This window comes from Pseudomonas sp. 2848 (assembly GCF_003253945.1).
In the GTDB taxonomy this organism is placed as follows: domain Bacteria; phylum Pseudomonadota; class Gammaproteobacteria; order Pseudomonadales; family Pseudomonadaceae; genus Aquipseudomonas.
Genome location: NZ_QKZD01000001.1, coordinates 697,530 through 713,004, shown reverse-complemented (window position 1 = coordinate 713,004; position 15,475 = coordinate 697,530). Strand labels below are relative to the sequence as shown.

The following is a 15,475-nucleotide window of genomic DNA, read 5'->3' as shown; positions in this document are numbered from 1 at the left end:
CAAGGGAACCGAAGGATGAAACCGCTACCCTGCATCCTCTGCGCGACAACCCTGTTCTGCGCGCAGCCCATCTTGGCCTGCACACCGGAAGAGGCCACGCAGAAAAGAGAGCAACTGGCAGGCCTGGTGAGCCAGCTGACCGAGCAGAACGCTCAAAAGGCCAAGGAAATCAATGAAGAGCTTCAGCACATGGACCTCGGCACCGCCAGCAAGGACCTGCCGGACAAGTGCCAGTTGATCGACAAGCGCATCCAGGAACTTAAAGAAGCGGAAAGGAAAACCTGACGGCGCCTGGATCAGCGCCGCTGCTGGGCCTGCATGTACTGACGAAGCAACTGGTTGATGCGGGTCTGGTAGCCGGCGCCCTGTTCCTTGAACCAGGCCAGTACGTCGGCATCCAGGCGGATGGTGACCGTTTGCTTGGCGGGCACCCGCAATTCGGCACGGCAGAAGAAGTCATCGTCGAGTTCGGGGATGTCCGAGGTATCGACCGGGGCTTGGCCTTGCTCACAGCTTATGGACGGTTTCGACATAGCGCGTTACCTCAAGTCGTGTGGCTCTTCTGGCGGAAATGATGCGGATCACATCACCCTGCCGTTCGGTGTAGGCGACCACGCTGACCCAGGCATTGATCCAGCCCATGCCGATCCAGCGTGCCTCCGGGTACTCGAATCGCTCATCGCGCAGCGCCAGCATCGGCTGGCGGAACATCTCGGGCACATCGTTGAAGTCGATCCCGTGCTTGCGGATGTTGAGCTGGTTCTTTTCCTCGTCCCATTCAAATCGCACTGGACAATCGTATTTACAGCTGTACATACGCTACTCCTCCTTGGCTGCACATGCCAGAGGAGTGTGGCGGTCGGGCGACAAAATGCCCGGGCTGGAACAGGGTTTGGGAAATGGGCTACGCGCCCTGGGGAAAGAGGTGAAGCAACCCGCCACCGTTGCAGTGGCGGGCTCATTGCCGGAGGGGCTTACTCAGCCGCCGGCTTGCGCTTTTTCAGCGGCGCCAGGCCATCGGCGCTGGCCAGTGGCGCGTTGGCCTTCGGCTTGGCGGACGGCTTGCGCTTGGCGGCGCCCTTCTTGTCGGCGCCCGCCTTCTTCTCGGTCTTTTTCTTCTTGGTGCCGGCAGCCTTGCCCGACGCCTTGACCTTCTTCGGACCGTTATAGGTACCCTTGACCTCCTTGATGACGCGGCGCTCGAACTGCTGCTTGAGGTAGCGTTCGATGCTCGACATCAGGTTCCAGTCGTTGTGGGTGATCAGCGAGATCGCCAGGCCTTCGCCACCGGCACGGCCGGTGCGGCCAATACGGTGCACGTACTCGTCACCGCTGCGTGGCATGTCGAAGTTGATCACCAGGTCCAGGCCGTCGATGTCCAGGCCGCGGGCCGCGACGTCAGTGGCCACCAGCACCTTGGAGCCGCCGTCCTTGAAGCGGTCGATGGCCAACTTGCGGTCCTTCTGGTCCTTCTCGCCATGCAGGACGAACGCCTTGACCTCCTTGGCCACCAGGTGACCGTAGATACGGTCGGCCAGGGCGCGGGTGTTGGTGAAGATGATTGCCTTCTTGTAGGTCTCGTTGGCCAGCAGCCACTGCACGATCTGCTCTTTATGCTGGTCGTGGTCGGCGGTGATGATCTGCTGGCGCGTGCCTTCGGCGAGCTGCGAGACGCTGTTGAGCATCAGGTGCTCAGGGTCTTTGAGCACCTTGCCGATGATGTCGCGCAATGCCGCGCCACCGGTGGTGGCCGAGAACAGCAGGGTCTGCTTGCGGTTTTCGCACTCTTTGCACAGGCGCTCCATGTCTTCGGCGAAGCCCATGTCGAGCATGCGGTCGGCTTCGTCGAGGATCAGTACGTCAACGTGGGACAGGTCGAGGTTGCCAGCATTGAGCTGCTCGAGCAGGCGACCCGGGGTACCGATCAGCACGTCCGGCACCTTGCGCAGCATCGCCGCCTGTTCCTTGAAGTCTTCACCGCCGGTGACCAGGCCGGACTTGATGTAGGTGAACTGCGAGAACAGCTGCACCTGCTTGAGGGTCTGCTGGGCCAGCTCACGCGTCGGCAGCAGGATCAGCGCACGGATTTCCACGCTCGGCCCGCTGCGGTCGACCAGGCGATTGAGCAGTGGCAGCACGAAGGCGGCGGTCTTGCCGCTGCCGGTCTGCGCCGTCACCCGCAGGTCACGCCCTTGCAGGGCCAGGGGAATGGCCGCCGCCTGCACCGGGGTCGGCTCGACAAATTTCAGCTCGGCCACGGCTTTGAGCAGGCGTTCGTGCAGGGCGAATTGGGAAAACACGGGGTAACCTCGGGCAAGTGCGAAAAATTCAGTTGCATAGGGTAACGTTTTCCGTGGCCAGAACCGAATTTCTTTTGGCAACTTTGCGCCGATCCACGCTCTAATAACGCTTCGTACCGCAACACAGACCGTTTCCAAGCCCATGGACATCCAACGCTTCTGGCGTGACGCCCTCGACCTCTGGGGCACGCTCGACCAACACCCCCTGCTGCACGCCGCCCTCGGCCTGGCCGTACTGCTGCTCGTCTCGCTGCTGATCGGCCGTCTGGCGCGCTTCCTGATCCTGCACTCCACCCGCCTGCTCGGCCGCCAACAGGCACTCAGGTGGCTCGACGATCTGCGCCACAACAAGGTGTTCCATCGTCTGGCCCAGACCACCCCATCGCTGGTGGTGCAGTTCGGCCTGAAGCTGGTGCCGGAGCTGTCGGCCGCCGCCCAGCATTTTCTCGGCAATGTCGCGCTGGCCGTGACGCTGCTGTTCATGACCCGAGCCCTGTCCTGCCTGCTCGACGCGCTGCTGGACATCTACGCCCGCACCGAACATGCCCGCACCCGCTCGATCAAGGGCTACATGCAGCTAGCCAAGATGATGCTGTGGATCTTTGCCGCCATCGTTATCGTCGCCACCCTGATCGACCGCTCGCCACTGTTGCTGCTGTCCGGTCTGGGCGCCATGTCGGCGGTGCTGCTGTTGGTGTACAAGGACACCCTGCTGTCGTTCGTCGCCAGCGTGCAGTTGACCAGCAACGACATGCTGCATGTCGGCGACTGGATCGAAATGCCCCAGGCCGGCGCCGACGGCGACGTGGTCGACATCACCCTGCACACGGTCAAGGTGCAGAACTTCGACAAGACCATCGTCTCGATCCCCACCTGGCGCCTGATGAGCGAGTCGTTCCGCAATTACCGCGGCATGCAGCAATCCGGTGGGCGGCGGATCAAACGCAGCTTGTTCATCGATGCCGCAGGCGTGCGTTTCCTGACCCAGGAAGAAGAACAGCGCCTGGGCCAGGTGCGTCTGCTCGGCGACTACCTGGCCGGCAAGCGCCAGGAGCTGCGCGAATGGAACGAAGCCCAGGGCCACAACGCCGGGCTGTCGGCCAACCGCCGACAGTTGACCAATATCGGTACCTTCCGCGCCTTCGCCCTGGCGTACCTGAAGAGCCACCCCAACGTGCACCCGAACATGACCTGCATGGTCCGCCAGATGCAGACCACCGCTGAAGGCGTGCCGCTGGAGATCTACTGCTTCACCACCACCACTGTGTGGGCCGAGTATGAGCGCATCCAGGGCGATATCTTCGACTACCTGTTGGCGGTGCTGCCGGAGTTCGGGCTGAGCCTGTATCAGCAGCCCAGTGGTAATGACATGCGTGCGGGGCTGGCGGCCAGGCCGCAGGCGCAACCCCAGCCGCGCGGCCTGGACGTATTGAGCGAGGCTTGACCGTCCAATCGGGGCGCCCGACCGGGCGCCCTTTGCATTGCGCCCCCAAGGCGCACTACCCTGGAGCCATCCATGACGACGTCATCACGGAAGATCGACGGCTCAATCGCCACGCCCATCCCTGACGCTCGACAGACGCCTGCCACAACCTTCGTGAGCGAGCCATGCCTCAGGACATTTCCAGCACTTCACTGCACGACACCCCGCCATCGTCTCGGCGCAAGACCCTCGCCGCCGCCAGCCTCGCCCATGGCGTGCATGATGGCCTGACCGATGTCATCTACGTGTTGCTGCCCCTCTGGCAGGTCGCCTTCGGCCTCAGCTACGCCCAGGTCGGGCTGCTGCGCGGCGCCTACGCCGGCATGATGGCGGGTTTTCAGTTGTTGGCCAGCAAAGGTGCCCGGCGCTGGGGCCGCGAGGCCCTGTTGATCCGGGGCACTGCGCTGGCCGGGCTGGCCTACCTGATGGCCGCCCAGGCGAGCGACCTGAGCCTTCTGCTGATCGCCCTGATGCTCGCCGGCCTCGGCGCCAGCACCCAGCACCCGCTGGCCAGCGCGCTGGTCGCTGATGCATACGAAGGTGGCGGCAAGGTGAAGCAGGCCCTGGCCCAGTACAATTTCGCCGGAGATATCGGCAAGGCGCTGATCCCGGGCCTGGTCGGCCTGGTGCTGGTGTATGTGTCATGGCAGACCAACGCCACCGCGCTTGGACTGCTAGGCCTGGGGGCGGCAGCGGCCCTGTGGTGGCTATTGCGTCAGGCGCCACTCGCAGGGCGATCAACGCGCAAGGCCATAGCCCAAGACCGGGTTGGCTCAAGGTCGGGGCTGGCGGCGCTGATCGCCACCGGCACCCTCGACAGTGGCGTGCGCATGGGTTTTCTGACCTTCCTGCCGTTCCTGCTGCAGAGCAAGGGCGCGACGACCGCGCAAATAGGCCTGGCCCTGACATTGCTGTTCATTGGCGGCGCCTTCGGCAAGCTGTTCTGCGGCTACCTGGGCGCCCGGCTGGGGCCGGTGCGCACCGTGATCTGTACCGAGCTGCTGACCGCCGGGCTGATCCTGGTGGCACTGCTGTTGCCCTACCTGCCGTTGATGCTGGTGATGCCTCTGATCGGCGTGGCACTCAACGGCACCTCGTCGGTGCTGACCGGGCTGGTGCCGGACTTCGCCGGCAGCGAGCAGCGCGAGCGGGTGTTCGCCTGCTTCTATACCGGCACGGTCGGCGGCGGAGCGCTGGCGCCGGTGCTGATCGGCGCGATATCCGACCACACTGGGGTGGAACACGGATTGATGGCGCTGGCAGGCACGCTGCTGCTGACCCTGCCGTTATGCCTGGTCGTGCACACTGGCCTGCCGCACCGGCAATGATCCTCAGGCCGCTCCCGGCAGCCTCGCGCGCTGGCCGCCCAAGCGGCTCAACCAGACCGACGCCAGGATCACCGTACCGCCAATGGCCAGGCGCCCGAGCGGTTCGTCCTGGTTCCAGATCAGCAGGTTGAGCAGCAAGCCCACCGGCACATGCAGGTTGTTCATCACCGCCAGGGTGGCGCCGGAGACCAGGCAGGCGCCCTTGTTCCACCAGTACAACCCCAGCGCCGTCGGGCACAGGCCGAGGAACAACAGCACCAGCCACTGGGTGTCGGTGCTCGGCAGGTGCTGGGTATTGCCGAACAGCAGGAAGGCCGGCAACACCACCAGCAACGCGCCCAGGTAGAAATAGCCGAACCGGCGGTAGTGCGGCAGGTCACTGGGGTGGCGGGCGACGAGGTGGCGGTACAGCACCTGGCCGGCGGCGTAGGTGAAGTTGGCCAGTTGCAGCAGCAGGAAGCCGATGAAGAACTCGCCGGTGACCGTGTCGAAGCGGATCACCGCCGCGCCGGCCACCGCCACCAGGGCGGCGAGCAGCGCCCAGGGGTTGAAGCGCCGGTTCAGGGCATCCTCGATCAAGGTCACATGCAGCGGGGTGAGAATGGTGAACAGCAGTACCTCCGGCACCGTCAGCACGCGGAAGCTGAGGTACAGGCAGACATAGGTGATACCGTACTGCAGCGCGCCGATCAGCAGCATCGAGCGCATGAAGCGTGGTTCGACCTGGCGCCAGCGGGTCAATGGCAGGAACACCAGGCCGGCCAGGACAACGCGGGCCAGCACGGCGAAATAGCTGTCGACATGGCCGGCCAGGTATTCGCCGATCAGGTTGAAGGAGTACGCCTGGATCAGCGCGACGATTATCAGGTAGCCCATGGTTGGCCCTCGTGGATCAAGGCGGGGACCTTAGCGGGTTGGGCCTGGGCAGTTCAACCATGGGGATTGTGGGGCTGCTGCGCAGCCCATCGCCGGCAAGCCGGCTCCCACACCGACCGCACAATTCTCAAGGACTGCGCTGTATCCATGAGCTGGCTTGTCGGCGATCAGGCCGGCACAGGATGCGCACTGTCTGCGAGCAAAAAAAGCCCGGCCATCTCTATGGCCGGGCAGGCACACCCAAAGGAGCAACAAGGTGTCAGGGTTGGGAATTCGTCGCGGCTCAGGCCACCGCGGCCAGTCTGGCCTTGGCCTGGTTCAGGCCCCTCTCGTGGAACTCGCCGCTCATGTTCAGGCCTTCGGCATGGATGAAGTCCACATCATGGATACCGATGAAGGCCATCACCTGGCGCAAGTAAGGTTCCTGGTGATCGCTGCTGGCACCGGCATGGATACCGCCGCGGGCGGTCAGCACGATGGCGCGCTTGCCGTTGAGCAGTCCCTGGGGGCCGGTCGGGGTGTACTTGAAGGTGATGCCGGCGCGCAGCACGTGGTCAAGCCAGGCTTTCAGGGTGCTGGGGATGGTGAAGTTGTACATCGGCGCAGCCATCACCAGTACGTCGGCGGCCAGCAATTCGTCGGTCAGCGCGTTGGAGCGCTCAAGTGCCTCACGCTCGGTGGTGCTGCGCTGTTCCTCGGGCTTCATCCAGCCGCCGAGCAAGTTGGCGTCCAGATGCGGCACGGGGTTCACGGCCAGGTCGCGCACCTTGATCTCGTCGGCCGGATGCGCTGCTTGCCATTGCTGGATGAAGTCCTGGGTCAGTTGACGAGAAACGGAATCCTGCTGGCGGGCGCTGCTTTCGATGATCAGTACGCGGGACATGGGTGCCTCCATCGGCGGTAAGGGGTGGCGATTCGATGGAGGTGAGATTAGAGGTTGACCTATCGATAAAAAAGCGTAAAAAGTGGGATCAACCTATCGATTAATCTGTTTATTGCGCTTTGCAGTCAAGCACGATGCGCAGCCTGATGATCTGCCGGTTGAACTTGGCGGTGACATCCACGCTCCTGCCGGCGGGCACGTTGACCCGGCGCACCCGTGGCGCCTCGGGGCCGTTGCGGAAAATGACCTTGCACGCCGCCGGCACCTGCCCATAGTTGTTGAGGCTGATCGAGCCGATGTCGTAGGCCGTGTCGTAGGCGGTGTAGTCGACCTTGACCCCGGTCAGGTCCTTCTCCACGTCGATTGGGTAAGCCATGGCCCCGAGGGGCAGGCACAACAGCAAAGCCGCACAACATTTCTTCATACGGGCGCTCTCCTTGGGAAGAGCGCAGCTTAGGACAACAGGAGCCCTGGATGAAAGCACCGCGCGTTACCCTGGATCAGTGGCGGACCCTGCAGGCGGTGGTCGACCACGGCGGGTTCGCTCAGGCCGCCGAGGCCCTGCACCGCTCGCAATCGTCGGTGAGCTACACCGTGGCGCGCATGCAGGAACAACTGGGCGTGCCGTTGCTGCGTATCGATGGGCGCAAGGCGGTGCTGACCGAGGCCGGCAGCGTGCTGCTGCGCCGTTCGCGGCAACTGGTCAAGCAGGCCAGCCAGTTGGAAGACCTGGCCCATCACATGGAGCAGGGTTGGGAAGCCGAGGTGCGCCTGGTGGTCGACGCCGCCTACCCCAGCGCCCGCCTGGTGCGCGCCCTGGCAGCGTTCATGCCGCAGAGCCGCGGCTGCCGGGTGCGCCTGCGCGAAGAGGTGCTGTCCGGGGTCGAGGAAGTGCTGCACGAAGGCATCGCCGACCTTGCCATCAGCAGCTTCAACATCGGCGGTTACCTGGGCACCGAACTGAGTCCGGTGGAGTTCATCGCCGTCGCCCATCCCGAGCATGCCCTGCACCGCATGGGCCGCGAAATCACCTTCCAGGACCTGGAAAGCCAGCTGCAGGTGGTGATCCGCGACTCCGGTCGGGCCCAGCCGCGTGATGTCGGCTGGCTCGGCGCCGAGCAGCGCTGGACGGTGGGCAGCCTGGGTACCGCAGCCACCTTCGTCGGCAGCGGCCTGGGCTTTGCCTGGCTGCCCCGGCACATGATCGAGCGCGAGCTGCGCGAAGGCGTGCTCAAGCCCCTGCCGCTGGATCAGGGTGGCAGCCGCCATCCACTGTTCTACCTTTACTCCAGCAAGGAAAAGACCTTGGGCCCGGCCACGCAGATCCTTATCGAACTGCTGCGCAATTTCGACACCGCGCCGCTGGACGTGCCCTTCGCAGCCCCCCCGCAAGCCTGAGAGGACCGCGCCCATGGCCGTTTTCGAACAGCAAGGATGCCAGTTGCATTACGAGGAACACGGTCAGGGCGAGCCCCTGGTGCTGCTGCACGGGCTGGGTTCGAGCAGCCAGGACTGGGAACTGCAGGTGCCCGAGCTCGCCCGCCAGTACCGGGTGATCCTCATGGACATCCGCGGCCACGGGCAATCGTCCAAGCCTCGCTCGGGCTACCAGATAAAGACCTTCAGCGAGGATCTCCTGGCCCTGCTCCGTCACCTGGACACCGGCCCGGTGCACTTCGTCGGCCTGTCCATGGGCGGCATGGTCGGCTTCCAGTTCGCCGTCGACCACCCCGAGTGGCTGCGCAGCCTGTGCATCGTCAACAGCGCCCCGGAGGTCAAGCGCCGCACCCGCAGCGACTGGATCTGGTGGCTCAAGCGCTGGGGCCTGGCGCACCTGCTCAGCGTCGAGACCGTCGGCAAGGGTCTGGCCGCACGGCTGTTTCCCAAGCCGGAGCAGGCCGAACTGCGGCGCAAGATGGCCGAGCGCTGGGCGCGCAACGACAAGCGTGCGTACCTGAAAAGCTTCGACGCCATCGTCGACTGGGGCGTACAGGAACGCATCGGCCAGATCCGCTGTCCCACCCTGGTGATCGCCGCCGACAACGATTACACACCGATACAACTGAAAGAACGTTACGTCGCCCTGATGCCCAACGCCAGACTGGCGGTCATCGACGATTCGCGGCACGCTACGCCCCTGGACCAACCTGAGGTCTTCAACCAGACCCTGCTGCAGTTCCTCGCAGCCGCTTCCACCTCTCAAGGATCATTGAGCCCATGCTGAAAAAACTTCTGCTCACCGCCTGCTCGGTCGCCTTCGCCACCAGCGTCATGGCCTCCGACAAGACCCCGCACGTGCTGCTGGACACCAGCTTCGGCCAGGTCGAAATCGAGCTGAACGCAGAAAAAGCGCCGATCAGTACCAAGAACTTCCTCCAGTACGTGGACAGCGGCTTCTACAACAACACCATCTTCCACCGTGTGATCCCTGGCTTCATGGTCCAGGGCGGTGGCTTCACCGAGCAGATGGTGCAGAAGCCGACCAAGGATCCGATCCGCAACGAGGCCAGCAACGGCCTGCAGAACACCCGTGGCACCCTGTCCATGGCTCGTACCTCCGACCCGAACTCGGCCACCAGCCAGTTCTTCATCAACGTCGCCGACAACGACTTCCTCAACCCGGGCCGCGACCGTGGCTACGCCGTGTTCGGCAAGGTCACCAAGGGCATGGAGGTGGTCGACCAGATCGTCAACTCGCCGACCACCGTCAAGAAAGGCATGCGTGATGTGCCGGCCGACCCGGTGTACATCAAGTCGGCCAAACGCATCGACTGATCCCGCACCACACAGGGACGTGAGTCGGGTCGAACAGGAGTGTCGTCACCCATGCTGTACCGTCGTTTCGAGCAGTTGATCGACATCTTCCGCGAGGCGCCGAGCGAGGCGCCTCCCGGCAAGGTCTGGCCCTTCTATCTCTATTACCTGCGCCAGGTCTGGCCGAGCTTCCTCGCCCTGCTGATCGTCGGGCTGATCGCCTCATTGATCGAGGTGGCGCTGTTCAGCTACCTGAGCCGGATCATCGACCTGGCCCAAGGCACACCCAACGCCAACTTCTTCAGCGAGCACAGTGGCGAGCTGATCTGGATGCTGGTGGTGGTGCTGGTGCTGCGGCCGGTGTTCTTTGGCCTGCACGACCTGCTGGTGCACCAGACCATCAGCCCGGGCATGACCAGCCTGATCCGCTGGCAAAACCACACCTACGTGCTCAAGCAGAGCCTGAACTTCTTCCAGAGCGACTTCGCCGGGCGCATCGCCCAGCGCATCATGCAGACCGGCAACTCCCTGCGTGATTCGGCGGTGCAGGCGGTGGACGCGCTGTGGCACGTGCTGATCTACGCCATCAGCGCACTGGTGCTGTTCGCCGAGGCCGACTGGCGGCTGATGCTGCCGTTGCTGGTGTGGATCGCCTGCTATATCGGCGCGCTGTACTACTTCGTGCCAAGGGTCAAGGAACGCTCGGTGATCTCCTCCGACGCACGCTCCAAACTGATGGGGCGCATCGTCGACGGCTACACCAACATCGCCACCCTCAAGCTGTTCGCCCACACCGACTACGAGCAGCAGTACGCCCGCGAGGCGATCAGCGAGCAGACCGAGAAGACCCAGCTGGCCTCGCGGGTGATCACCAGCATGGACGTGGTCATCACCTCGCTGAACGGCCTGCTGGTGGTCGCAACCACGGGCCTTGCCCTGTGGCTGTGGAGCCAGTCGCTGATCAGCGTCGGCGCCATCGCCCTGGCCACCGGCCTGGTGATCCGCATCGTCAACATGTCCGGCTGGATCATGTGGGTGGTCAACGGCATCTTCGAGAACATCGGCATGGTCCAGGACGGCCTGCAGACCATCGCCCAGCCGGTCACCGTCAGCGACAGGCCCCACGCGCCGACACTCAAGGTCAGCCGCGGCGCGGTGCGCTTCGACCATGTCGACTTCCACTACGGCAAGGGCGGCAAGGTGATCGATGCCTTGAACCTGGATATCCGCCCCGGCGAGAAGATCGGCCTGATCGGCCCGTCCGGCGCCGGCAAGTCGACCCTGGTCAACCTGCTGCTGCGCCTGTACGACATCGACAGCGGGCGCATCCTCATCGATGGCCAGGATATCGCCGAGGTCAACCAGGCCAGCCTGCGCGCGCAGATCGGCATGATCACCCAGGACACCTCGCTGCTGCACCGCTCGATCCGCGACAACCTGCTGTACGGCCGGCCGGATGCCAGTGACGAGGAAGTCTGGGAGGCTGTCCGCCGGGCACGGGCCGACGAGTTCATCCCGCAGTTGACCGATGCCCAGGGCCGTACAGGCTTCGACGCCCATGTCGGCGAGCGCGGCGTGAAGCTCTCCGGCGGCCAGCGCCAGCGCATCGCCATCGCCCGGGTGCTGCTGAAGAACGCGCCGATCCTGATCATGGACGAGGCCACCTCAGCGCTGGACTCGGAGGTCGAAGCGGCGATCCAGGAGAGCCTGGAGACGCTGATGCAGGGCAAGACGGTGATCGCCATCGCCCACCGCCTGTCGACCATCGCCCGCATGGACCGGCTGATCGTGCTGGACAAGGGGCATATCGTCGAGAGTGGCAGCCACACCGAGCTATTGGCGCAGCGTGGACTGTATGCGCGATTGTGGCATCACCAGACAGGTGGGTTCGTCGGGGTGGACTGATACAGAAAACGGCATGGGAAAATCGGCGTGCGGGCTTGCCCCGCGTGCCCCTTGATCTTCATGCCTGGCGATACGGCAGCATCCCGCGCGCCTCTTCGGCATACGCCCTCACCCCCGCCCGCTCCTGCAGCAGAAAATCCTCTACCGCCCGGCGCAATCCTGGATGCAGCAGGTAATGCCACGACCGCGTGATCACCGGCTCGAAGCCGCGAGTCAACTTGTGCTCACCCTGGGCCCCGGCATCGAAACGCTGCAGCCCTTCGCCAATGGCGAAATCCATGCCCTGGTAGAAACAGGTCTCGAAATGCAGCCGGTCGAATTCATCCAGGCACCCCCAATACCGTCCATACAGGCTGTCACCCCCGATCAGGCTGAGCGCCATGGCCACCTCGCGCCCCTGCTGGCGGGCAATGACCACCCGGATGGCCTCGGGCATGCGCTCGGCGATCAGGCTGAAGAATTCACGGGTAAGGTAGGGCGCGCGCCGGCGCACGGCGTAGGTGTTGGCGTAACACAGGTAGACAAAATCCCACTGCGCCTCGCTCAGCTCGTCGCCCCGGTACCAGGCGAAGTCGATCCCCTGCCCCGCCACCTGTTCACGCTCCTTGCGCATCTGCTTGCGCTTGCGTGAGCTGAGGGTGTCGAGAAAGTCCTGGAAGTCCCGATAACCCCGATTGCGCCAATGGAACTGGCAACCCAGGCGTTCCATCCAGCCTGGTAGACCGGTGAGCGCCTCATCCAACGCAGTATCGGTGAAGTTGATATGCGCGCCCGACAGCCCGCCCTTGCCCAGGTACTCGGGGATGGCCTGCAACAGCAACAGGCCATCACTCGGGTCGGCGGCCAAAAGGCGTGGGCCGCTTACCGGACTGAACGGCACTGCACCCAGCAGCTTGGGGTAGTAGGCGATACCTGCGCGCTCGCAGGCATCGGCCCAGCCATGGTCGAACACGTACTCGCCGAACGAATGCCACTTGCGGTACGCCGGCAGCAGCGCCCGGACCTCACCGTCGCGCTCCAGCACCAGGTGTTCGGCGGCCCAGCCAGTGTCAGGCACCACGCTGCCACTGTCCTCCATGGCCGTGAGGAAGGCATGGCGCAGGAACGGCTGGCCGTCGGGCGCCAGCGCGTCCCAGGTGGTCGCCGGCAGGTCGCGCAGGTGGGCAAGGCTGTGGAGGCTGATCACGTTTCCGACTCGCTGAAAAGAGAGTGCCAGTATTGCCAAGTCGACCGTGACACTCAAATGACGGCCGCTTTACTTAACAACAGTGCCACTGTTTAGACATTATTCTGTCATTCGCCCCCGCAATACTTGCGCCTGTTTTCCGGAACCCCAGAACCTGTCTAGTCAGGCCCTTTCCGAAGACATGCCAACTTGGGGGCGGGCGCTTGAGCCTCCCCACTTTTTCCAACAGGGAGAACCTTATGCGTCTTGTTTCTACACTTACCGGAGTGAGCCTCACCGGCATGATGCTGGCTCTGAGTACTCCGGCCAGTGCTGCTGTCGACGCCAAGCTGCTCGAAATGCTCCGCGCCAATGGCTCGATCAACCAGGCGCAGTACAACGAACTGCAGGGCGACCTGGCAAAGGAAACCAAGGAAAAGGCCGACCAGAAAGCCCAGTCCGAACGCATGAGCTCGTTCGAACAGAAAGTGGCGTGGGCCGCCAAGACCCAGATCAAGGGTGATGTGCGCCTGCGTTACGAAGACGTCAACGTCGACAACCCGATCTCGCGCAGTGGCAACCAGGACCGTGAGCGCGTCCGCGCCCGTGTCGGCTTCTACAGCGAGATCAACCCGCAAGTGGACGCCGGCGTGCGCGTGGCCACCGGCAGCAGCGCCGATGCCCGCTCGACCAACCAAAGCCTGGACAACTACTTCGAGAAGAAATCGCTGTGGGTCGACCTGGCCTACCTCGACTGGCACCCGACCGCCATCCCCAACCTGCACCTGATCGGCGGCAAGATGGCCCAGCCATGGGTGAGCATGGGCGACATCATCTGGGACAGCGACATCAACCCCGAAGGCGTGGCGGTCACTTACAAGACCAACCTGGGCGCCACCGAACTGTTCGGCAGTGCCGGCCACTACACCCTCAAGGACAACGTCGACGGCGACGGCGTGCAGTTCAAGCACGACGCACAGCTGTACCACGGCCAGCTGGGTGCCAAGTTCAACGCGGCCGACACCCTCAAGTTCACCGTGGGCGGCAGCATCTACGGCTACGACAACGACAAGGAGTCGACCGTCCTGCGTGCCCTGGGTAACACCACCAACGAGTTCAACCTGGTGGAAGGCTTCGGCCAGGTGGACTTCACCGGCTTTGCCATCCCGCTCTCGGCCTATGGCCAGTTCGTCAAGAACACCGAAAGTACCGACGGCAAGGACAAGGCCTGGCTGGCCGGCCTGAAAACCAAGGTCGGCGCCTGGAGCCTGGACTACAACTACCGCGACGTGCAGCGTAACGCGGTGGTCAGCGCCTTCACCGACTCCGACTTCGGCAACGGCTTCACCGGGTCGCGTGGCCACAAGTTCAAGGTCGGCTACGAGATCGACAAGAACTTCTCCCTGGGCGCGGCCTACCTGATGGCCAAGACCGACTACTCCAACCTGCCGAACAGCGATGCTGACGTAGATACGCTGCAGGTGGATCTGGAAGCGAAGTTCTAAGCAACAGGCTCCTTTACTCCACCCTGAAGCGGGAAATGCTGACCCCATCCAGCATTTCCCGCTTTTTTTGCCTGCGAAGAACGTGGGAGCGGGGCAGGCATCAATGCTTGCGCAGGATCACGCTGCCAATCGAATAACCAGCGCCGAACGAGCTCAGCACCCCCAGCGACCCCTTGGCCAGGTCATCCTGGTAGAGGTGGAAGGCGATCACCGACCCTGCCGAGCTGGTGTTGGCATAACGGTCGAGAATCACCGGTGCCTCTTGCTCGTCCACTTCGCGGCCCAACAGCTTCTTGACGATCAGGTGGTTCATGCTCAGGTTGGCCTGGTGCAGCCAGAAACGCTGGACATCGCTCGGCTGCTGGCCGTTTTCATCCAGGTGCTGGCCGATCAGTTCGGCGACCTTCGGGCAGACTTCCTTGAATACCTTGCGGCCTTCCTGCACGAACAGCTTGTCCCGCGAGCCGATACCCTCTTCCGCGGCGCGGTTGAGGAAGCCGAAGTTGTTGCGGATGTTGTTGGAAAACGCGGTCCACAGCTTGGTGCTGACAATATCGAACTGGTGCGCGGAGGTGGCCAGGTCGGCACGCTCGATCAGTACCGCGGTGGCGGCGTCACCGAAAATGAAGTGGCTGTCGCGGTCACGGAAGTTCAAGTGACCGGTGCAGATTTCCGGGCTGACCACCAGCACCGCGCGGGCCTGGCCCAACTGCACGCTGTTGGCTGCCGTCTGGATACCGAAGGTGGCCGACGAGCAGGCGACGTTCATGTCGAAGGCGAAGCCCTCGATACCGAGCGCCTGCTGCACTTCGATGGCGATGGCCGGGTACGGGCGCTGCAGGTTGGAGCAGGCGACAATCACCCCGTCGACATCGGCGGCTGTGCGCCCGGCACGTTCCAGCGCCTGACGCGCAGCGGCAACGCCCATTTCGCAGAGAATCGACTGTTCGTCGTTGGAACGCTCAGGCAGGCGCGGTTTCATGCGCTGCGGGTCGAGGATGCCGGCCTTGTCCATGACGAAGCGGCTCTTGATGCCCGAGGCCTTTTCGATGAAAGCGGCATCGGACAGCGGCGCCGCCTCGACTTCGCCACGTTCGATGGCGGCGGCATTGTCGCGGTTGAAGCGCTGTGCCCAGGTGTTGAAGGACTCCACCAGTTCTTCGTTGGAAATGCTCTGGGCCGGGGTATACAGGCCGGTGCCGCTGATGACGACGTTGTGCACGGTCGTTCCTCTGGTCAAAGGCCATCGCCATGCGGCGCAGGCCGGGAAAAGGGC

The 15,475-nt window shown here is 63.7% G+C and carries 16 protein-coding genes; 8 read left to right on the top strand and 8 right to left on the bottom strand.

Annotation, left to right across the window (positions count from 1 at the left end):
• Nucleotides 1-15: 15 nt before the first annotated feature.
• The gene (locus DFS21_RS03380; protein ID WP_111531811.1) at nucleotides 16-285 is read left to right on the top strand and encodes a hypothetical protein; all 270 of its coding nucleotides are present in this window, start codon (nucleotides 16-18) and stop codon (nucleotides 283-285) included.
• 11 nt (nucleotides 286-296) lie between these two features.
• On the opposite strand, the gene DFS21_RS03375 is transcribed toward DFS21_RS03380, so the two are convergent.
• The 3 genes from DFS21_RS03375 to DFS21_RS03365 form a co-directional block, all read right to left on the bottom strand.
• Nucleotides 297-533, bottom strand: coding sequence for a BrnA antitoxin family protein (locus tag DFS21_RS03375; protein WP_110698011.1), 237 nt, complete (start codon nucleotides 531-533; stop codon nucleotides 297-299).
• Nucleotides 508-789 (bottom strand): BrnT family toxin, encoded by a 282-nt coding sequence (locus DFS21_RS03370; RefSeq protein WP_111531883.1) that lies wholly within the window; start codon nucleotides 787-789, stop codon nucleotides 508-510. The genes DFS21_RS03375 and DFS21_RS03370 overlap by 26 nt, the downstream gene beginning before the upstream one ends.
• Before the next feature lie 185 nt (nucleotides 790-974).
• Nucleotides 975-2,300, bottom strand: coding sequence for a DEAD/DEAH box helicase (locus DFS21_RS03365; protein ID WP_023631179.1), 1,326 nt, complete (start codon nucleotides 2,298-2,300; stop codon nucleotides 975-977).
• Between the two features lie 142 nt (nucleotides 2,301-2,442).
• Between DFS21_RS03365 and DFS21_RS03360 the strand changes: the two genes are divergently transcribed.
• Both DFS21_RS03360 and DFS21_RS03355 read left to right on the top strand, forming a co-directional pair.
• Nucleotides 2,443-3,744, top strand: coding sequence for a mechanosensitive ion channel family protein (locus DFS21_RS03360; RefSeq protein ID WP_111531810.1), 1,302 nt, complete (start codon nucleotides 2,443-2,445; stop codon nucleotides 3,742-3,744).
• A 164-nt stretch (nucleotides 3,745-3,908) separates the two neighbouring features.
• On the top strand, nucleotides 3,909-5,111 hold the full coding sequence (locus tag DFS21_RS03355; protein ID WP_111531809.1) for an MFS transporter: 1,203 nt from the start codon (nucleotides 3,909-3,911) through the stop codon (nucleotides 5,109-5,111).
• A gap of 3 nt (nucleotides 5,112-5,114) precedes the next feature.
• On the opposite strand, the gene DFS21_RS03350 is transcribed toward DFS21_RS03355, so the two are convergent.
• From DFS21_RS03350 to DFS21_RS03340, 3 genes are all read right to left on the bottom strand, one after another.
• Nucleotides 5,115-5,987 (bottom strand): carboxylate/amino acid/amine transporter, encoded by an 873-nt coding sequence (locus DFS21_RS03350; RefSeq protein WP_102684417.1) that lies wholly within the window; start codon nucleotides 5,985-5,987, stop codon nucleotides 5,115-5,117.
• 283 nt (nucleotides 5,988-6,270) lie between these two features.
• Complete coding sequence (locus tag DFS21_RS03345) at nucleotides 6,271-6,870, bottom strand: FMN-dependent NADH-azoreductase (protein WP_110698005.1); 600 nt, start codon at nucleotides 6,868-6,870, stop codon at nucleotides 6,271-6,273.
• A 109-nt stretch (nucleotides 6,871-6,979) separates the two neighbouring features.
• Complete coding sequence (locus DFS21_RS03340; protein WP_110698003.1) at nucleotides 6,980-7,294, bottom strand: 3-phosphoglycerate kinase; 315 nt, start codon at nucleotides 7,292-7,294, stop codon at nucleotides 6,980-6,982.
• A gap of 50 nt (nucleotides 7,295-7,344) precedes the next feature.
• Here DFS21_RS03340 and DFS21_RS03335 point away from each other — a divergent pair, with 50 nt between their 5' ends.
• The 4 genes from DFS21_RS03335 to DFS21_RS03320 are packed head-to-tail and all read left to right on the top strand — an operon-like array spanning nucleotide 7,345 to nucleotide 11,529.
• Nucleotides 7,345-8,268: a LysR family transcriptional regulator gene (locus DFS21_RS03335; protein WP_028693074.1), complete on the top strand. Its 924-nt coding sequence runs from the start codon at nucleotides 7,345-7,347 to the stop codon at nucleotides 8,266-8,268.
• Nucleotides 8,269-8,281: 13 nt separating this feature from the next.
• On the top strand, nucleotides 8,282-9,094 hold the full coding sequence (locus tag DFS21_RS03330) for an alpha/beta fold hydrolase (protein WP_111531808.1): 813 nt from the start codon (nucleotides 8,282-8,284) through the stop codon (nucleotides 9,092-9,094).
• The gene (locus tag DFS21_RS03325; RefSeq protein WP_110697999.1) at nucleotides 9,088-9,645 is read left to right on the top strand and encodes a peptidylprolyl isomerase; all 558 of its coding nucleotides are present in this window, start codon (nucleotides 9,088-9,090) and stop codon (nucleotides 9,643-9,645) included. The genes DFS21_RS03330 and DFS21_RS03325 overlap by 7 nt, the downstream gene beginning before the upstream one ends.
• Before the next feature lie 51 nt (nucleotides 9,646-9,696).
• Complete coding sequence (locus tag DFS21_RS03320) at nucleotides 9,697-11,529, top strand: ABC transporter ATP-binding protein (RefSeq protein ID WP_111531807.1); 1,833 nt, start codon at nucleotides 9,697-9,699, stop codon at nucleotides 11,527-11,529.
• Between the two features lie 58 nt (nucleotides 11,530-11,587).
• On the opposite strand, the gene DFS21_RS03315 is transcribed toward DFS21_RS03320, so the two are convergent.
• Nucleotides 11,588-12,715 (bottom strand): GNAT family N-acetyltransferase, encoded by a 1,128-nt coding sequence (locus DFS21_RS03315; RefSeq protein WP_111531806.1) that lies wholly within the window; start codon nucleotides 12,713-12,715, stop codon nucleotides 11,588-11,590.
• Between the two features lie 239 nt (nucleotides 12,716-12,954).
• On the opposite strand from DFS21_RS03315, the gene DFS21_RS03310 reads away from it, so the two are divergent.
• Nucleotides 12,955-14,199 (top strand): putative porin, encoded by a 1,245-nt coding sequence (locus tag DFS21_RS03310; protein ID WP_110697993.1) that lies wholly within the window; start codon nucleotides 12,955-12,957, stop codon nucleotides 14,197-14,199.
• A gap of 100 nt (nucleotides 14,200-14,299) precedes the next feature.
• On the opposite strand, the gene DFS21_RS03305 is transcribed toward DFS21_RS03310, so the two are convergent.
• Nucleotides 14,300-15,421 (bottom strand): beta-ketoacyl-ACP synthase III, encoded by a 1,122-nt coding sequence (locus DFS21_RS03305; protein ID WP_046856652.1) that lies wholly within the window; start codon nucleotides 15,419-15,421, stop codon nucleotides 14,300-14,302.
• Nucleotides 15,422-15,475 lie beyond the last annotated feature (54 nt).